The sequence below is a fragment of the Thalassospira povalilytica genome, assembly GCF_002844235.1.
Taxonomy (GTDB): domain Bacteria; phylum Pseudomonadota; class Alphaproteobacteria; order Rhodospirillales; family Thalassospiraceae; genus Thalassospira; species Thalassospira povalilytica.
Window position 1 is genome coordinate 595,069 of record NZ_PGTS01000001.1, and the last position, 18,921, is coordinate 613,989.

The window sequence follows — 18,921 nt, forward strand, 5'->3', positions numbered from 1 at the left end:
TTGTATTGGATGAGACGGGATTTGCGTTCAGACTCAGTAAGATAAATTTCAGTTTTTTGATTTTTGTGTCGATAAAGACCAGAAGCCCAAGAAAAACGGGCCTCTCAGAATACAGAAATCCTTAGTAAAGAACGGTCATTAGCGGTGTTATCGAGATATTTTGTACCCCAAGTTCCCGTGCAATCAGTTCCAGTCCGGCCTGGGGATCGGTCATGTCAAAGACACCGCTGACAAGCTTGCGTGCCGCAGTCTCGTTCGCAATCATGATTTTGCCGCGCTGGTACCGCGAGAATTCCGAGACAACTTCGCGCAGTGTGACGCGATCAAATATCAGTTTGCCTTTTTGCCAACTAAGCGCACGGTCGGGTTTGATTGTGGACACCGGGCTGATTGAATGGCGGTTATAACGGACGGCCTGATTTTCCGCCAAGATCGCTATTTGCTCTGATGTTGCCGAGTTTGGCTTGACTTCAACCTGATGTTCCAACACGGCAACATTGGTGTGGTCATCAAAGCTGTTGACGATAAACCGGGTGCCCAACGCCTGCACCTGGCCATGCGGCGAGGTGACGGTGAAAACACGCTTGTTCGCACGTTCCATGGGGACAGCTTGAAAATCGGCAAGCCCGCTAATCAATGCGATGTTTCGGATTTGATCGGTAAACTGAACCGCGATTGCACTATCGGGGCCCAAGGTGACGGTACTGCCATCCTCAAGTGTAATGGCCCGCACTTCCCCGACAGCAGTGTGATAATCAGCGCTGAGGAAAATGGTCGGGTCACCAAACATAATGCGCGTAGAAGCAACCGCCAGCAGCAAGCTTGCGGCAAGTGCGACGTAGCTCCAGCGGCGTTTCTTTGCCGAGGGGGCCTTGGATGACGGTTTTGCAGGATGTTTAAGCTCGACAACCTTTGATGAAGGGCTTTCGGTTGTGCTATCTTTTGATCGGATTGCTTCATCCATTACAGCAAGCGCATTGTTGGCCTCAATGAAAGCTTGCTGGTTTTCCGGTGCGGCATTCAGCCAAATGTGGAGCTCTTCATGTTCAGATGTGCTGAGGTCGCCATTGATCATTTTCGCAACCCAATCGGCCGCGGCCAGATCAATGTTTTTCTGTGTTTCTTGCATCTGGCTCACGTTACCAACCCGCACTTGCCGACAACCCGGACAAAGCGTCCTTATCTGTTGGACGATAAAACTGCAAGAAATGCGTAAAAACTTTGTGCAATTTCATGACCGGCTTTCCCGCATGCGCTTCATCACATGGGCAATAGCGCGCGCGACATGTTTCTGCACGGAGCTGTCAGAAATGCCGAGCTGTTCAGCCGTTTCGCGATAGGTCAGCCCTTCAACGCGCACAAGAGTAAAGATTTCGCGCGTTTTTTCAGGCAGCTCATCAAGCGCGCGGCGTACATATTCAAGCTCAGACTGCCCTCCGACGATCTGTTCTGGCGAGGGTGAATTATTGGGAATGACATCAAGGGGAATGTCATCGGCACCGGCAACCGGGTTTCGCTTTTGCGCCCGAACGTGATCAATCGCAAGATTATGGGCGACGCGGTACAGGTAGGAACGGACATGGGTGACTTCGTTTGCCTTATCGGGGCTGGCATGTTCCGACACACGCAAAAATGTCTCCTGTGTCAGATCCATTGCTGTATCTGCATCACGCAAAAGGCGTGTCAGATAAATCTGCAATTCCCTTTGGTGAGACTGAAAGAGTTTTTTGAGGTCAGTTATTGCCAAGTCACATACCTGACTAAGGTGATGGGTTTTTATGGAGTTATCAAAAATAATACTCATTCGCAATTAATTAGTTGTGCAGGGTGTATGAAATTTGCATCCTGCACGTGTGTAAGGTGAATGTGTGTGGTTGCCTGAATACAGCTTGGGAAAGCAGCCATCTTCGTCGGGCCATACAGAAGCAGTCTGAAAAGTATGAGGTTAACCGTCATGTTTGCGGAAAGCTGCGTCGTGCAAAAGCTGGCATTAACCCGTGATGGAACCTTCGGAGGCTTTGGTGCCCCGGATATTTTGAAAGCGACCATTGCAATAATTGACAGGCAACGCCTTGGCCCGGAGGAAATCGAAAGTCTGGCGAGCAGATATTTACATACACACGAACAGCAAAGACGGCTGTCTTTCGAGTTTCCTCAGCGACGTGACAGTTTCACAATCGGACGGTTGGCTGCGAAGCTTGCTTTGAAATGTCATCTCGATGATGTGTCACCACATGATATCGCCATCGGTAGCGGTGTTTTTCACCAGCCTATTATTATGGGTACATCTGTCGGGTGTTGTGAACTTGGTGTGTCGATTTCTCACTCCGACGAGATTTGTGTTGCCGTTATTCACCATAAAGGTCACCCGATCGGCGTCGATGTTGAGCAATTGGCAGAGGCCGACATTGTGCCCGTTCTGAGTGATGTTGACGCGAGTTTGCGGCAACAGTTCTTCGAGCTTTCTCTGAATGAGCATGAGGCTGCATCCATACTTTGGTGTGCACGCGAAAGCTTGGGCAAGGTGCTGGCAACAGGTATGACTGTGCCGCCCAAACTGTATGAGCCGACCTTAGTATCGGAAGTCGGGGCAGGGGTCAGATTGAACTACAAGACCTTCACACAATACCAGACACAAGTTATGCCAATTGACAAAGCATGGTTGGCGATAACGCTTCCTGCGCAGACAAAAATTGATTTCGGGTGGCTGGAGGCACTCAGCAGTTGACGTGCCTCAACTATCTATCCCGGACGGATCTAGCATGTTGAAAATGTGTCGTGTTTTCTGTCACTAGGCACATTTTCCTTCATCCACTGTCTGTTTGTTGGAGTACTGTTATTGTCACAACGTTTGCACGGTTCCCTTTGCGTGTTCTTGCCAGCAGGCACCGCAGATGGATAGGTCCGCTTTCCTCCATCGCCCTCACCCCACCTGAAAGCTTTTGATTTGACTCTGATATCGGGCGTTCCTAAATAAGAACAAATAGAGAACATTTGTTGTGTTTGGGTAAGATGCTTGCTGAACGGATCAGGGATGCCCGGGCTGTCTTGGCACGGGCCGAAAAAAGTTGGAGGGGAAATGTATCCTGTTTTCCCGGCAAGGCAGGCGGTGTGGTCGGCTGCCTGTTTGGCGGTATGGCCTTGTCACGCAATATCAGCATCGGCGGTTTTGTGCCGGTTGGTATGCATGAGGTGATCTGTGCCCATGATGGTGGGGCGGCGTCGATTTTGGCCTGGTATCTGGCCCGGATTGCTCCGCAAGAGCAGAGGGCAGGATACGGAAGGTTACAAGGCTGCGAGCAAGACAGATCGCAAGGAAAACCGCAAAACAACGCACAGGACCATGCCCAGTCAAACCGGTCTGTTTTCTGGGTTCGGCAAAGACGGGCGATTGATCAGGGCGGGTTTTATCATCTGGCCTTGCCGATCGGGCAAGCAACGGATCCGCCGCCCTTGATGATGACAGTCGATCAGCAGGATATCGCCTTATGGAGCTGTGAGGAGGCCGCCAAATCCGGGCAGGTCGCATCGATTATTCTGGAAACCACCGATTACGACCTGACATCGGCAAGGCGTCTGCAACTGGCCTGTGAAGCGGGTGGAACCCGGATGATTGTTTTGCGTCGGGCATTTCATGGCGGGCGGTTGATGCCATCAAGTGCACTGACACGCTGGAAGATCGAACCGGCCCCAAGCACGCCAGATACCAAGACAGGGAATATTCATCATCTCAGCCTGATCGGGGGACGCGGGGTCCGACCGGGAAGCTGGAAAGTCAAAACCGATGCATCAACGTTTTCTTTATCTGTGGTTGACCCACTGGAAGACGGATTGTCAGAAAATCAGCAGGACCACGGCCGATACCCGCCACAAGGTGGACCAGGACGTGTCATCTGAAAACAGCAACCCCACCGAACCGGCAGATGATGCTGACGGGCCACATGTCATCACGCGCGCCGATCACAAAGGGGTTCTGGTGTGCGGCCTGAATGCCCGGGCCCGGGACGCGGGATTATACGGGGGCATGCGTCTGTCCGATGCGCGCAGTATCCTTCCCGGTTTGCACGACAGCCCCGAGGATGAGGCGCTTTATGACATGCATCTGGCGGGATTGATCCGTTTGATGGATCGATACAGCCCCTGGGTCGCGCCGGATCGGGAATTGCATGCGCACGGCCTGCAAGGCGATGGCGGATTATGGCTGGAAATCACCGGCGGCAGTCATTTGTTTGGCGGGGAAACCGCCATGATCGGTCACATCCTGCGTGATGTGAAATCCCGGGGCTATGGCGCCAGAATTGCCATTGCCGATACGGCCGGGGCCGCTTGGGCTGCTGCGCGCCATCATCCTGGTGCGCCGGCCGAGCATATCCTGTCCTTGCCCGCCGATCATGAAATCGCGGCAGGATTTCCGGTTTCGGCCCTGCGTCTGTCGGATGACATCATCGCCCTGTTGTCGCGGCTTGGCCTTAAGCAACTGGGCGATATTACACCCTTGCCGCGCGCCAATATCACCACCCGGCTGGGACCCGATGTGTTGCGCCGTCTTGATCAGTTTTATGGGCGCTTGCCCGAACATCTGAACTTCAAATTGCCCGATACCCCCTGGCTGATCAAACAAAGCTTTGGCGAACCGCTTGGCGATGCGGTCAATCTGGCACTGGCGATCGAAGACATGACCGGCAAGCTGTGCGAGATGCTTGCGGCTGAAAATCTGGGCCTGCGGCGGATATGTGTCCGTTCGATCCGGGTGGATGGTCATGCCCATACCATCACCACGACAACCGGGACCCCGTGTCAGTCCGCACCGCATATTCTGCGATTGCTGGGCGAAAAGATGCCCGGTGTCGATACCGGTTTCGGTATCGAGAAGATCATTGTCCATGCGCCGTGGGTCGAACATGTCGCCTTTCGCCAGGCCCGCCTTGACCATCAGCAGGATGACAGCAGTGACGGGCTTGCACTGGGGCAGCTGATTGACCGGATTTGTCATCATCTTGGACCAAATGACATTCTTTATCGTCCGGCCCATCACGCAAGCCACATGCCCGAACGGGCCGCCATTCGCCAATCCCCGGTTGGCGGGGCAAGGCCGGCACGGCTGCCAGATGCCCCGTTGCCAAAACGTCCTGTCAGATTGCTGGAGCCCCCCGAGCCGGTGGAAGTCATCGCACGCAGTGCCAATGGCGCGCCAACGCGGCTGCGCTGGCGCAAAATGATTGTGGATATCGCCTGTGCCGAGGGGCCTGAACGCATCTGTCCGGAATGGTGGGGGCATCTTGATGACGATCATTACGCCCTGTCGCGAATGACACGCGACTATTTCCGGATCCGTGATCAGAAAGGCCGGATGTTATGGCTGTTGCGCACCGGACATGCGGGGCAGGATATCTGGTCAATCCACGGGATTTTCGGGGGATGATGCCATGACACAGCAAGCCATTCGCACCGATGAACCGGTCTATGCCGAACTTCAGGTCAGCAGCAATTTTTCCTTTTTGCGCGGGGCATCCCATGCCGAGGAACTGGTTTTGACCGCCGCGACCAAGGGATTGCATGCCATTGCGCTGACGGATCGCAACACATTGGCCGGTGTCGTGCGCGGACATAGCGCACATCGCAATTATGCCGACCGGTTAAATTACATTGTTGGCTGCCGGCTTGATCCGATGGATGGCCCATCCTTGCTGTGTTATCCGACCGATCGGGTATCCTATGCGCGATTGTGCCGGTTGCTTACCCTTGGCAAGCGCCGTGCGCCCAAGGGGGCGTGCGAGATTTATCTTGCCGATATTGTCGATCACAAGGACGGGCTGCTGTTCATTGCCGTGCCACCACAGGTGCCGGATGATGCATTTCCCAGCGATCTGGTACGGCTCAAATCATGGTTCGGGGGGCGATTGTGGCTCTCTGTCGGGCGGTTCATGGACGGGTTCGACAGCGAACGCCTTGCCTTTACTGAGGAAATCGAAACCCGTCTTGGCATTCCTGCGGTCGTGACCAATGATGTTCATATGCATCTTCGGTCGCGCAAACCCCTGCAGGATGTGCTGACCTGTATCCGCCATCATTGCCGGATCGAGGATGCGGGCTATCGGTTATTCCCCAATGGGGAACGCCATATCAAGTCGCCGCGTGAAATGGCACGTCTGTTTCCTGATCATCCCCATTGGCTTGCCCGCACGGTCGAGATTGCCGATCAATGCACCTTCAGCCTTGATGAATTGCGCTATGAATATCCCGATGAAAATGACGGATCGGGCGAAGGTACACAGGAACGTCTGATCCGTTTGACCTGGGAAGGGGCGGCAAAACGCTATCCCGAAGGGGTGCCCGACAAGGTCAGAAACCTGATCGAGACCGAGCTTAAACTGATCGACGAGCTGGGCTATGCCCCCTATTTCCTGACGGTGCATGACATTGTGGCCTTTGCCCGGTCCAGGGGAATTTTGTGCCAGGGGCGGGGATCGGCGGCCAATTCATCGGTTTGTTTTTGCCTGCATGTCACATCGGTTGACCCCAATAAGGTGGAGTTGCTGTTTTCGCGCTTCATCAGCAATGCCCGTAATGAACCGCCCGATATCGACGTTGATTTTGAACATGAACGCCGCGAAGAAGTCATTCAGTTCATCTATGAACGATATGGCCGTGAACGTGCCGGATTGACCGCGACGGTGATTTCATACCGGTCGCGCAGTGCCATTCGTGATGTCGGCAAGGTGTTCGGCCTGTCCGAAGACACCATTGTCAAACTGACCAAAACCATCTGGGGATCAAGCAGCAAGGGTGCGCATGACACCATGATGCGCCAATCGGGCATTCATCCCGATGAGCCAAGGCTTAAGGCCGTGCTTGATCTGGCGGGCGAACTCACCGGATTTCCCCGCCATTTGTCGCAACATGTCGGTGGGTTTGTCATTACGCGCGGGCCGCTTTGTGAACTTTCGCCGATTGCCAATGCGGCGATGGCCGATCGCACGACGATTGAATGGGACAAGGACGATATTGATGCGCTGGGCATTCTCAAGGTCGATATCCTCGCCCTCGGGATGTTGACCTGCATTCGCAAGGCACTGGATGATTTGCGCGCGCACAAGAATATTGATTATGACCTTGCGACCCTGCCCAAGGAAGACCGGGCAACCTACCGGATGCTTGAAAAGGCCGACAGTATCGGGACTTTCCAGGTGGAATCGCGTGCACAAATGAGCATGCTGCCCCGTCTTAAACCCAAAAGCATCTATGACCTGACCATTCAGGTGGCGATTGTGCGCCCCGGTCCGATTCAGGGCGGCATGGTTCATCCCTTCTTGCAGCGGCGCATGGGACGGGAAAAGGTCGAATATCCGTCCAAACAGCTTGAAGCCGTTTTGAAGCGAACCTGTGGCGTGCCGCTGTTCCAGGAACAGGCGATGCAGATCGCCATTGTTGCCGCCGGCTATTCCGGCGGAGAAGCCGATAACCTGCGCCGGGCCATGGCGACCTTCAAACGCACCGGCACGATCGGCGAACATCGCACCAAATTCATCAATGGCATGCTCAAAAACGGCTATGATATCGAGTTTGCCGAACGCTGTTTCAAACAGATCGAAGGCTTTGCCGATTACGGATTTCCCGAAAGCCATGCGGCAAGCTTTGCCATTCTGGCCTATGCGTCATCCTGGCTGAAATGCCATCATCCGGATGTGTTTTTATGTGCGCTTTTGAACGCGCAGCCGATGGGGTTTTATGCCCCGGCGCAATTGGTCAATGATGCGCGCAATCACGGGGTGCGCGTGCTTGAAATCGATATCAATCACAGTTTCTGGGACAACCGGCTTGAACGTGAAATGGGCCGGGCCAGCGGCTATCACGCGGTGCGGCTCGGCTTTCGCCAGATCAAGGGATTTGGCGAACTTGATGCCCTTGCCCTGATGGCCAATCGTCCGGCTGGCGGCTTTCAGGATATCTATCTGATGGCGCGTCAGACCGGTCTGTCACCCGCGGCCCTTGAAAAACTGGCCGAAGCCGATGCGTTTGGATCTCTTGGTCTGTCGCGGCGCGAAGCGCTTTGGGCCGTCCGGCGCTTTGGCAAGGGGCGCAAACCACCCGCTGCCTTGCCCTTGTTTGAAGCAGCCCAGAATTTCAACCACAATATGGGGGTATCAGCCGAATTCGGGCCGGAAGCCCCGGTGGATTTGCCGGTTATGGGGCCGGGCGAAGAAATCATCGAGGATTATGCAAGCCTGCGCTTGTCGCTTAAGGGGCACCCGATCAGCATGTTGCGTGATGCCCTTGGCGGGGCCGGTATCAGCAAGGCGACGGATCTGGCCCGGGTTCGCGACGGCGACCGGATCAGTCATGCCGGTCTTGCCATTGTGCGTCAACGTCCAGGTACGGCATCGGGGGTGGTGTTCATCACGCTTGAGGATGAAACAGGCATCACCAATCTGGTGGTCTGGAACAAGGTAATGGAAAAATACCGTCGCGAAGTTATGACCGCTACGGTGATGGGGGTAACCGGCAAGCTTCAGCGTGAAGACGGCGTGACCCATATCATCGCCGACAAGCTGGTTGATCTGACCCCCATGTTGCAAGGATTGACCGAAAACAACAGAATTGCGCGCAGCAACAATACCCATCCGCGCAATCTGCGTTGGGCAAGCGGGCTTGATGGTTTGGGTTCCTCACCTGCATCAAAGGCGCAAACTGCCCCGACCCTGAAAATTGACAGTCATGATTTCCATTGACCGCCCAACAGATGCGGCGATTTTCTGTGCCGCAGTTATCGGGATTGGGGCAGCAATGCCTATGCTTCGAACCCTTCGTCTTCGTCGGCGGAATAGTCTTTTAGCTGATCAATGATCGACAGGGCCTTGGCAGACGGGTTTGCCACGCCCTCGTCAATCAGCAGCTTTTCAAGGTCACATGCCATTTCCCCCAGTCTGGGGAAGCCATATGTTTTTGCCGTTCCGGAAATGCGGTGGACTTCCATCAGAAGAACTTCGAAATCATCCCGGTTCGGAGTTTCGCAGTAACGCGACCAGGTGCTTACGATAAAGTCGATTTTCTCAGAAGTTTGCTCGGCATAGCGTTCACGCAACGCAGCAATTTTCGACTGAAAGCTGTTCATGTTTATCGAAGCGTTCATGACTATAAAATCTCCAGAACACGATTGAGGTGTATTCTACTGTTGATGGATATCCATTCCTTGGACGGTGCGGTTTGCGGGCTTCGTCCTTCTTCCCCCAGAAAGCAGAACTGCCCGCCCGAGAAAACGTTTTCCGGATGCAGCAGATACTCGTCAGACACGCCGGGAAGTGCGATGGTCACAGGCAGATATCCCGACTTTACCAGTGTCGTGATCAGATTGTCTTTCGCATCCAGAAGTGCGAGTGGACGGAACCGGCAACTTCCGCGTTCACCAATCACCCCGAATCTGGACTGTTCGTTCATGATATAGGTGACACCGGTTTCCAAACCAAGTCCGTCCTCGACCGGCATAAGCGGCCGGATCGATTTCCTCTTGAGAAAAGTCTCAAGAGATTCAATGCACGAGCGCGGCACATTGGCCGAAATCAGGACCGGCAAACAACCGGTGGAAAAGGTTTCCACAATATCCTTGAGAATGGGCACGCTGCCCGCCCCAGCCTTGAGCAAAAGCAGTTTGGGTTCTTTGCGTTTGACCAGGATTTCGATTTTCGGACTGTCGCCGATTTCATCCTGTTCCGATCCGAATGAATTGCGCCCCCAGAAAATGATCTTTTCAAGCATGGTTGCGGCAATACCATCGAGATCGATATCAAGCATCGATGCAGACTTCCAGATCACATCGACCGCACCAAGATTAAGCAATTCATTGGCCAGTGTATGGCGTTGCTCGCTTAATGAACTCAGAACGATGATCGATGTATCGGCCTCGGACAGAATTTCGCGGGTGGCAGAAATACCATCCTGATGGGGCATCGCGATATCCATCGTGATGACATCGGGCTGCAATCTTCGGGCGGCTTCAACGGCTTCAAGTCCGTTTTCGGCTTCCCCGACAATTTCGATTTCCGGATGATCCTCGCAAAGGGCAACCAAAGCCATTCGCATAAAGACGGAATCATCACAGATAAGCAGGCGTACCGGGCGTTGACCGCCTCGTTCTTGGGCAGCAAATTTTGTTATTGTCGCTGTCATTTTATCCACTCCTCTCCAGACGGGATCAGATCAACGGATCCAACGGATTTGGCAGCACATCGATATCCAGCGTTGCCGTCGTTGTCGCCACAGTATTGCTCGAAGAATCTTCAACCGTCGCCGTGATCGACAATTGCAGATCGTCTTCGGTGTCCGGCGTGATCGCCAGACCCACCAGATCCAGAAGCTCAAGCGTATAGGTGCCATCCGGGTTAAGCGTTCCGGCATTAAGCGTCGCACCGTTATCCACCCCGTCAATTGTCAGGGTGACATCCTCGGTAAGGGCAAGATCACTTACCGTAATCAAAAGCGGCGTGGGCGAGTCCTCGATCACAGCAGCAGAAAGCGACAGATCAAGTGTCGGTGCATCTGCGATATTGAGAACTTCCAGATTGATATTGGCAATCGTGCTGTCACTGGTGCCACTGATCGGATCACTGACAGTGGCGGTCACGGTCAGAAGCGAATCCCCCGGTTCCAGCGCGGTGACGGTCAAACCGACGAGTTCAGCCTGTGTCAGGGTCCAGCTACCATCGGGGTTTTCGATCCCGGCGGACAGGGTCGCATCGTTAGGCAATCCTTCGATGGTGACTTCAAGTACCTCGGTCGGGGACAACACACCAACATCGATGGTCAGACCACAAGCAGTGTCTTCGAGGCACAGTGCCGGCAGCCCCAGATTAAGCGTCGGGCCTTCTGCGACATTGAGGACCTCAAGATTGATATTGGCAATTGTGCTGTCGCTGGTGCCACTGATCGGATCATTGACAGTGGCGGTCACGGTCAGAAGCGAATCACCCGGCTCAAGGACAGTGACAGTCAGCCCAACAAGTTCGGCCTGGGTCAGGGTCCAGCTGCCATCCGGATTCTTGATGCCAGCCGACAGGGTCCCATCATTGGGCAGCCCTTCGATGGTGACTTCCAGTACTTCTGATGGTGCCAGTACACCAACATCGATGGTCAGACCACAAGCCGTGTCTTCGAGGCACAGTGCCGGCAGTCCCAGATTAAGGGTCGGGCCTTCTGCGACATTCAGGACCTCAAGATTGATATTGGCAATGGTGCTGTCGCTGGTGCCACTGATCGGATCATTGACGGTGGCGGTTACAGTCAAAAGCGAATCACCGGGCTCAAGGACAGTGACAGTCAGCCCGACAAGTTCGGCCTGGGTCAGGGTCCAGCTGCCATCCGGGTTTTTGATGCCGGCCGAAAGGGTCGCATCATTGGGCAGCCCTTCGATGGTGACTTCAAGAACTTCCGATGGTGCCAACACACCAACATCGATTGTCAGACCGCAAGCAGTGTCTTCCAGACACAGCGCCGGCAGCCCGAGATTCAGGGTCGGGCCTTCTGCGACATTGAGGACCTCAAGATTGATATTGGCAATGGTGCTGTCGCTGGTGCCACTGATCGGGTCATTGACGGTGGCGGTTACAGTCAGAAGCGAATCACCGGGCTCAAGGACAGTGACGGTCAAACCGACCAGTTCTGCCTGTGTCAGGGTCCAGCTGCCATCCGGGTTCTTGATGCCAGCCGACAGGGTTGCATCATTGGGCAACCCTTCGATGGTGACTTCCAGTACTTCTGATGGTGCCAGTACGCCAACATCGATGGTCAGACCACAGGCTGTGTCTTCCAGACACAGTGCTGGCAGGCCAAGGGTCAACTCAGGACCGTCTGCAACGTTTTCAACCTGAACCGTAAGCGTTTCAGAGACAGATGCAGAGTCTGAGCCATCAACCGAAGTCGCGGTAACTGTCAGATCGAACGAGCCATAGTAATCAGCAGGCGGCGTGATGGTCAGACCAGCCAGCTCACCGGCAGTCAGGGTGACGGTCCCATCCGGGTTTACAGTACCAGCCGACAAAGTAGAACCCGCCGGGATGTCGCTGATGGTGACCGACAGGGTTTCATCCGCATCGGTCAGGCCAGCGGTGATGTCGAGCGCAATGGCGCTGTCTTCGTTGCCCGAAGCCGGATCAACACTGAGTGTCGGAGCGTCTGCCTGGGCATCAACGGTGACGGCAAGTGTTTCACTAACAGATGCCGTATCCGATCCTTCGGTCGAAGTCGCCGTCACGGTCAGATCAAACGAGCCACTGAAGTCTTCCGGCGGGGTGATGGTCAGACCTGCCAACTCACCAGCGGTCAGGGTCACAGTCCCATCCGGGTTTACGGTACCAGCCGACAGGGTGGACCCAGCCGGGATATCACTGATGGTGACCGACAGGGTCTCGTCTGCATCGGTCAGACCAGCGGTGATGTTGAGTGCAATGGCGCTGTCTTCGTTACCAGAGGCAGGATCAACGCTCAGCGTCGGAGCATCAGCAACCGGATCAACGGTGACAGACAGGGTATCGGCTATGGATGCGGTATCCGCACCATCCGAAGACGTTGCAGTCACAGTCAGATCAAACGACCCGCTGAAGTCTTCCGGCGGGGTAATCGTCAAGCCAGCGAGTTCCGCAGCGGTCAGGGTAACCGTTCCATCCGGATTAACGGTACCAGCCGAGAGGGTGGAACCAGCCGGAATGTCACTGATGGTCACCGACAGGGTCTCATCCGCATCGGTCAGGCCAGCGGTGATATCAAGCGCAATGGCGCTGTCTTCATTGCCCGAAGCCGGATCAACGCTCAGCGTCGGAGCATCGGCAACCGGATCAACCGTAACCGACAGGGTATCGGCGATCGACGCGGTATCTGCACCATCCGAGGAGGTCGCCGTCACAGTCAGATCGAATGAGCCACTGAAGTCTTCTGGCGGCGTGATTGTCAAACCAGCCAACTCACCGGCAGTCAGGGTCACAGTCCCATCCGGATTGACGGTGCCAGCCGACAAGGTGGAACCAGCAGGAATGTCACTGATGGTCACCGACAGGGTTTCGTCCGCATCGGTTAGGCCAGCGGTAATGTCGAGAGCAATGGCGCTGTCTTCGTTGCCGGTTGCCGGATCGACACTGAGTGTCGGGGCATCGGCAACCGGATCAACGGTCACAGACAGGGTATCGGCGATCGACGCGGTATCCGCACCATCGGAAGACGTTGCAGTCACGGTCAGATCAAACGACCCGCTGAAGTCTTCCGGCGGGGTAATCGTCAAGCCAGCAAGTTCTGCAGCGGTCAGGGTAACCGTTCCATCCGGATTAACGGTACCAGCCGACAGAGTGGAACCAGCCGGAATGTCGCTGATGGTCACCGAGAGGGTCTCATCCGCATCGGTCAGGCCAGCGGAGATATCGAGCGCAATGGCGCTGTCTTCGTTACCAGAGGCAGGATCAACGCTGAGCGTCGGTGCGTCAGCAACCGGATCAACCGTAACCGACAGGGTATCTGCAATCGACGCCGTATCCGCACCATCGGAAGACGTTGCAGTCACAGTCAGATCAAACGATCCGCTAAAGTCTTCTGGGGGTGTAATTGTCAGGCCTGCCAACTCACCAGCAGTCAGGGTCACAGTGCCGTCGGGATTAACGGTACCAGCGGACAGAGTGGAACCAGCCGGGATGTCGCTGATGGTGACCGACAGGGTCTCGTCGGCATCAGTCAGACCCGCGGTGATGTCGAGTGCAATTGCACTGTCTTCGTTGCCCGAAGCCGGGTCAACGCTGAGCGTCGGTGCATCAGCAACCGGATCAACAGTAACCGACAGGGTGTCGGCAACGGATGCCGTGTCTGCACCATCCGAGGAGGTGGCGGTTACAGTCAGATCAAACGACCCGCTGAAGTCTTCCGGCGGCGTAATCGTCAAACCAGCGAGTTCCGCAGCAGTCAGAGTGACGGTTCCATCCGGATTAACGGTACCAGCCGAAAGAGTTGAACCAGCCGGGATGTCGCTGATGGTGACCGACAGGGTCTCGTCGGCATCAGTCAGACCCGCGGTGATATCGAGCGCAATGGCAATGTCTTCGTTACCTGTTGCCGGATCGACACTGAGTGTCGGGGCATCCGCGACCGGATCGACAGTGACCGAAAGCGTATCGGCGATCGACGCTGTGTCGGCACCGTCACTCGACGTTGCAGTGACGGTCAGATCAAACGACCCACTAAAGTCTTCCGGTGGGGTGATGGTCAGACCTGCCAACTCACCAGCGGTGAGGGTAACCGTCCCATCCGGGTTTACAGTGCCAGCCGACAGGGTTGCGCCTGCGGGAATGTCACTGATGGTGATTTCCAGGCCTTCACCGGCATCGGTTACGCCGGCCGTGATATCAAGCGTGATGGCACCGCCATCTTCAGCGCCGCTGGCGCCATTGACCGTCAGGGTCGGGGTGCCGGCAACGGCTTCAACCGTTGTCGAGACGTTTTCGGTAACGGTTTCGGTGCCGGCTCCGGACGTGGTTTCAGCGGTTACCGTGAAATCAAGGCTGCCATTGTAATCGTCAGGCGGGGTCAGGGTAAGACCGGCCAGCTCGCCTGGGGTCAGGGTGACGGAGCCGTCGGGATTGACGGTTCCGGCAGAAAGAGTGGTACCGGCAGGCAGGCCGTCAACAGTGACTTCGACAACACTTTCACCGCTTTCAACGGCGACACTGATATCGAGAGGTGTTGCAGCATCTTCCAGCACGGCACCATCGAAGCTGACAGTAACACTTGGCAGTGCGCCAGCATCGACCACATCGACAGTCGCACTTTGGGTCGTGCTGTCGGTTGTGCCATTGATGGTGTGTGTCACGGTGACATCCACCGTGAAGGAGATATTGACGGTTGTCGAAACCGTGAGGGTCAAGCCCGCAAGGTCGCCTTCGGAAAGGGTCCAGCTGCCATCCGGGTTCTGGGTGCCGGCACTGAGCGTTGCATCAGCGGGCAGACCGGTGACGGTGATTTCTGCGGTAACATCGGCCTCAAGCGGATCGAGGGTGATGGTCAGATCGGACGGAACATTTTCTTCGATGACCGGATCGATATCGATCGTGACGGCCGGTGCATCAGCAACCGGATCAACCGTAACCGACAGGGTGTCAGCGATGGACGCCGTATCTGCACCATCCGAAGAGGTAGCTGTCACAGTTAGATCAAACGACCCGTTAAAGTCTTCCGGCGGGGTGATGGTCAGACCTGCCAACTCACCAGCGGTCAGGGTGACGGTGCCATCCGGATTAACGGTGCCAGCCGACAAGGTGGAACCCGCGGGGATATCACTGATGGTGACCGAGAGGGTTTCATCCGCATCGGTCAGGCCAGCAGTGATGTCGAGTGCAATCGCGCTGTCTTCGTTGCCCGAAGCCGGGTCAACACTGAGCGTCGGGGCATCTGCAACCGGATCAACGGTGACAGAGAGCGTATCGGCGATGGATGCGGTGTCTGCGCCATCCGAAGACGTTGCAGTCACAGTCAGATCAAACGACCCGCTGAAGTCTTCCGGCGGCGTGATCGTCAGACCGGCCAGCTCACCGGCAGTCAGGGTGACGGTGCCATCAGGGTTTACAGTACCAGCCGAGAGGGTGGAACCCGCCGGGATATCACTGATGGTGACCGAGAGGGTTTCATCCGCATCGGTCAGGCCAGCAGTGATGTCGAGTGCAATCGCGCTGTCTTCGTTGCCCGAAGCCGGGTCAACACTGAGCGTCGGGGCATCAGCAACCGGATCAACCGTAACCGACAGGGTGTCGGCAACGGATGCGGTATCCGCACCATCGGAAGACGTTGCAGTCACAGTCAGATCGAAGGACCCACTGAAGTCTTCCGGCGGGGTAATCGTCAGACCGGCAAGTTCTGCAGCGGTGAGGGTCACAGTCCCGTCCGGATTAACGGTACCAGCCGACAGAGTGGAACCCGCCGGGATATCACTGATGGTGACCGAGAGGGTTTCATCCGCATCGGTCAGGCCAGCAGTGATGTCGAGTGCAATCGCGCTGTCTTCGTTGCCCGAAGCCGGGTCAACACTGAGCGTCGGAGCATCAGCAACCGGATCGACGGTGACCGACAGGGTATCTGCGATGGATGCCGTGTCCGCGCCGTCACTCGACGTTGCGGTGACGGTCAGATCAAACGATCCGCTGAAGTCTTCCGGCGGTGTGATCGTCAGGCCTGCCAGTTCCGCAGCGGTGAGGGTCACAGTCCCATCCGGGTTTACGGTACCAGCCGACAGGGTGGACCCAGCCGGGATATCACTGATGGTGACCGACAGGGTCTCGTCTGCATCGGTCAGACCAGCGGTGATGTTGAGTGCAATGGCGCTGTCTTCGTTACCAGAGGCAGGATCAACGCTGAGCGTCGGAGCATCAGCAACCGGATCGACGGTGACCGACAGGGTATCTGCGATGGATGCCGTGTCCGCGCCGTCACTCGACGTTGCGGTGACGGTCAGATCAAACGACCCGCTGAAGTCTTCCGGCGGGGTAATCGTCAAGCCAGCGAGTTCCGCAGCGGTCAGGGTAACCGTTCCATCCGGATTAACGGTACCAGCCGAGAGGGTGGAACCAGCAGGAATGTCACTGATGGTCACCGACAGGGTTTCATCCGCGTCAGTCAGACCGGCAGTGATGTCGAGCGCAATGGCGCTGTCTTCATTGCCGGTTGCCGGATCGACACTGAGCGTCGGTGCATCTGCCTGGGCATCGACGGTGACGGCCAGTGTTTCACTAACAGATGCCGTATCCGATCCTTCGGTCGAAGTCGCCGTCACGGTCAGATCAAACGACCCGCTGAAGTCTTCCGGCGGGGTGATGGTCAGACCGGCCAACTCACCGGCAGTCAGGGTGACAGTCCCATCCGGGTTTACTGTGCCAGCCGACAGAGTGGATCCCGCCGGGATGTCGCTGATGGTGACCGACAGGGTCTCATCCGCATCAGTCAGACCAGCAGTGATGTCGAGCGCAATAGCGCTGTCTTCATTGCCCGAAGCAGGGTCAACGCTGAGCGTCGGGGCGTCTGCACCGTCATTTGCAGCAAGTTCAAAAGACTCGCTATCGACGACTTCACCGGTTTCAGTGTTGATGACAGTGACAGTAACATTGTAATTGCCGATGGTTTCTTCGGTAATGGCAACGCTCAGCCCATCAAGTTCATCAACGCTGACCTGCCAGATCCCGTTGCCGAGATTGTCACCGGCAGAAAGGGTCGCGCCATCAGGCATGCCCTGGATCAGGATGATGTAGATCGAGGTGGAGTTATCTTCGAAAACATTGATGTTCAGTGTCAGGTTTTCACCACCCGCACCTTCGACATCATTTACCGAAAGAACATCGGAGCCCGAAGCCCCCGCCGCCGCATCATCGGCACTGGCACCAGCAATGGTTGTGGTACCGCCACCACCCCCGCCGCCGCCCACCGAGCGGGCAGCCGCAGATGAGCCGCCAGAACCCGATGTGCCACCAGCGCCACCCCCGCCGCCAAAGCCGTTGCCAAAGGTGTCGCCGGTGTCAGGCTGGGTAACCGGTTGCAGAGGCGGGCTGTTGGTTTCAATAATTTCCTGCCCGTTTCCTGCGATCGGGGCCTGATTGTTTACGATTTTGGTCGAGGAGGCATTGTTTCCGGTCCCGCCCAACTCTATGTTTGAAACAGAGCTGTCGCCATCCTGAAGGACAGATTCATTGTAGTTTTCGGAGGAGTTCGAAATATCGGGTGACTGCGTGTAGCCTTCATCCGGGGCCGCTTCGATACGGGGGTCATACCACTGACGGCTTCCCGTATGAACGCTGGAAAGCGAGGTATCCTGTCGCAGAGACACCTGAAGGCTCTGGCCATCGTCAGCCTGAACTTTCGGTGTGTTGACTTGTCCCTGATCACGTATGTCAGCCATCATTCGTCTCCAAGAATTCCGTCGGCGAACAGGATTTCGCCCATAGATTTGTCGTTATTCCGATGAATTCTGGAGAAGCGGGCGCAACAAAGAAATGCACTTTTGGTTGCAAAATGTTATTAAATTGTAATGCCTGGTGTACAATTGAATTGGGGTCTTTTTTGACACAAAGCCTGACCATCATGATCGTGGATGACGATCCTGATATCACAAATCTTCTTGAGGTTTATTTATCCGAAGAAGGGTATGAGGTCGTTGTTGCCCATACAGCCCAGGCAATGTGGGAATTGTTGGATAGCCAGACAATTGACCTGATACTGCTTGATATCATGTTGCCGGACGGAGACGGTTTCGACCTGACGCGGAAGTTGCGCGAAACGCTGACTTCGCCGCTGATCATTCTTTCGCGCAAAAGTGACAGCATCGACCAGATTGTCGGTCTTGAGCTTGGCGCGGATGATTATGTCACAAAGCCGCTGGAACCGCGTAACCTGTTGGCACGCATAAGAAGTTTGTTGCGCCGAACCAATCTGAACAATGCCGCCCAACCTGCAGCACCCGCAGCGGGCGACAAGCACATCCGGTTTGCCGAGTGGTCACTTGATGCCCAGACACATCGTCTGACGCATGACAATGGTGACGAGTTTACGCTGTCGGCAAACGAGGCAGAATTGCTGTATTTCCTGGCAAGCAATAGCGGTCAGGTTCTGTCGCGCAATGACCTTTCTGTCGCGGTGAGTGGCCGGGAATGGGAATATATGGACCGCAGTATCGATATCCTGATTGCGCGTCTGCGCAAACGGATTGAACGCGAACCCGCCGAGCCGGAATTCATCCAGACGGTGCGCGGCAAGGGATATGTTTTCAGCAGTTCCGGTGACAATTGACCGTTCGCCGGATGTATCGGCAAAAACAATCGCGTAACAATTCGCTACAGACCCAAAACTGAAAGGTGTTTCCGCCTCGTACTAAACTCCGAGCATGAACTGAGCTGGCAATTCGCAACCAGGGAAATT

10 protein-coding genes are annotated in these 18,921 nt (G+C 55.6%); 5 read left to right on the forward strand and 5 right to left on the reverse strand.

The window, feature by feature from the left end:
* Positions 1-121: 121 nt before the first annotated feature.
* Positions 122-1,129 carry a FecR family protein gene (locus tag CU041_RS02570; RefSeq protein ID WP_101245639.1) on the reverse strand — a complete coding sequence of 336 codons (1,008 nt, stop codon included), beginning with the start codon at positions 1,127-1,129 and terminating at the stop codon, positions 122-124.
* A 102-nt stretch (positions 1,130-1,231) separates the two neighbouring features.
* On the reverse strand, positions 1,232-1,804 hold the full coding sequence (locus CU041_RS02575) for an RNA polymerase sigma factor (RefSeq protein ID WP_082817801.1): 573 nt from the start codon (positions 1,802-1,804) through the stop codon (positions 1,232-1,234).
* Positions 1,805-1,954: 150 nt separating this feature from the next.
* On the opposite strand from CU041_RS02575, the gene CU041_RS02580 reads away from it, so the two are divergent.
* The 4 genes from CU041_RS02580 (at position 1,955) to CU041_RS02595 (ending at position 8,729) form a co-directional block, all read left to right on the forward strand.
* A complete protein-coding gene (locus CU041_RS02580; protein WP_170310097.1) occupies positions 1,955-2,728 on the forward strand; it encodes a 4'-phosphopantetheinyl transferase family protein in 774 nt (257 codons plus the stop codon).
* A gap of 728 nt (positions 2,729-3,456) precedes the next feature.
* Complete coding sequence (locus CU041_RS20890) at positions 3,457-3,897, forward strand: ImuA family protein (RefSeq protein WP_233432982.1); 441 nt, start codon at positions 3,457-3,459, stop codon at positions 3,895-3,897.
* On the forward strand, positions 3,887-5,422 hold the full coding sequence (locus CU041_RS02590; protein WP_101245902.1) for a Y-family DNA polymerase: 1,536 nt from the start codon (positions 3,887-3,889) through the stop codon (positions 5,420-5,422). The genes CU041_RS20890 and CU041_RS02590 overlap by 11 nt, the downstream gene beginning before the upstream one ends.
* Positions 5,423-5,426: 4 nt before the next feature.
* Positions 5,427-8,729 carry an error-prone DNA polymerase gene (locus CU041_RS02595; RefSeq protein WP_101245642.1) on the forward strand — a complete coding sequence of 1,101 codons (3,303 nt, stop codon included), beginning with the start codon at positions 5,427-5,429 and terminating at the stop codon, positions 8,727-8,729.
* 59 nt (positions 8,730-8,788) lie between these two features.
* Here the strand turns inward: CU041_RS02595 and CU041_RS02600 are convergent, their stop codons facing one another.
* Genes CU041_RS02600 through CU041_RS02610 form a run of 3 tightly spaced genes read right to left on the reverse strand, consistent with a single transcriptional unit; the run spans position 8,789 to position 17,905 of the window.
* Positions 8,789-9,130, reverse strand: a complete 342-nt coding sequence (locus tag CU041_RS02600; RefSeq protein ID WP_068518774.1) for an Hpt domain-containing protein — start codon at positions 9,128-9,130, stop codon at positions 8,789-8,791.
* 2 nt (positions 9,131-9,132) lie between these two features.
* Positions 9,133-10,164, reverse strand: a complete 1,032-nt coding sequence (locus CU041_RS02605; protein ID WP_101245643.1) for a response regulator — start codon at positions 10,162-10,164, stop codon at positions 9,133-9,135.
* A gap of 25 nt (positions 10,165-10,189) precedes the next feature.
* Positions 10,190-17,905, reverse strand: coding sequence for a beta strand repeat-containing protein (locus CU041_RS02610; RefSeq protein ID WP_170310099.1), 7,716 nt, complete (start codon positions 17,903-17,905; stop codon positions 10,190-10,192).
* A 161-nt stretch (positions 17,906-18,066) separates the two neighbouring features.
* Here CU041_RS02610 and CU041_RS02615 point away from each other — a divergent pair, with 161 nt between their 5' ends.
* Positions 18,067-18,792, forward strand: a complete 726-nt coding sequence (locus CU041_RS02615; RefSeq protein WP_170310100.1) for a response regulator — start codon at positions 18,067-18,069, stop codon at positions 18,790-18,792.
* The last annotated feature ends 129 nt before the right edge of the window (positions 18,793-18,921 follow it).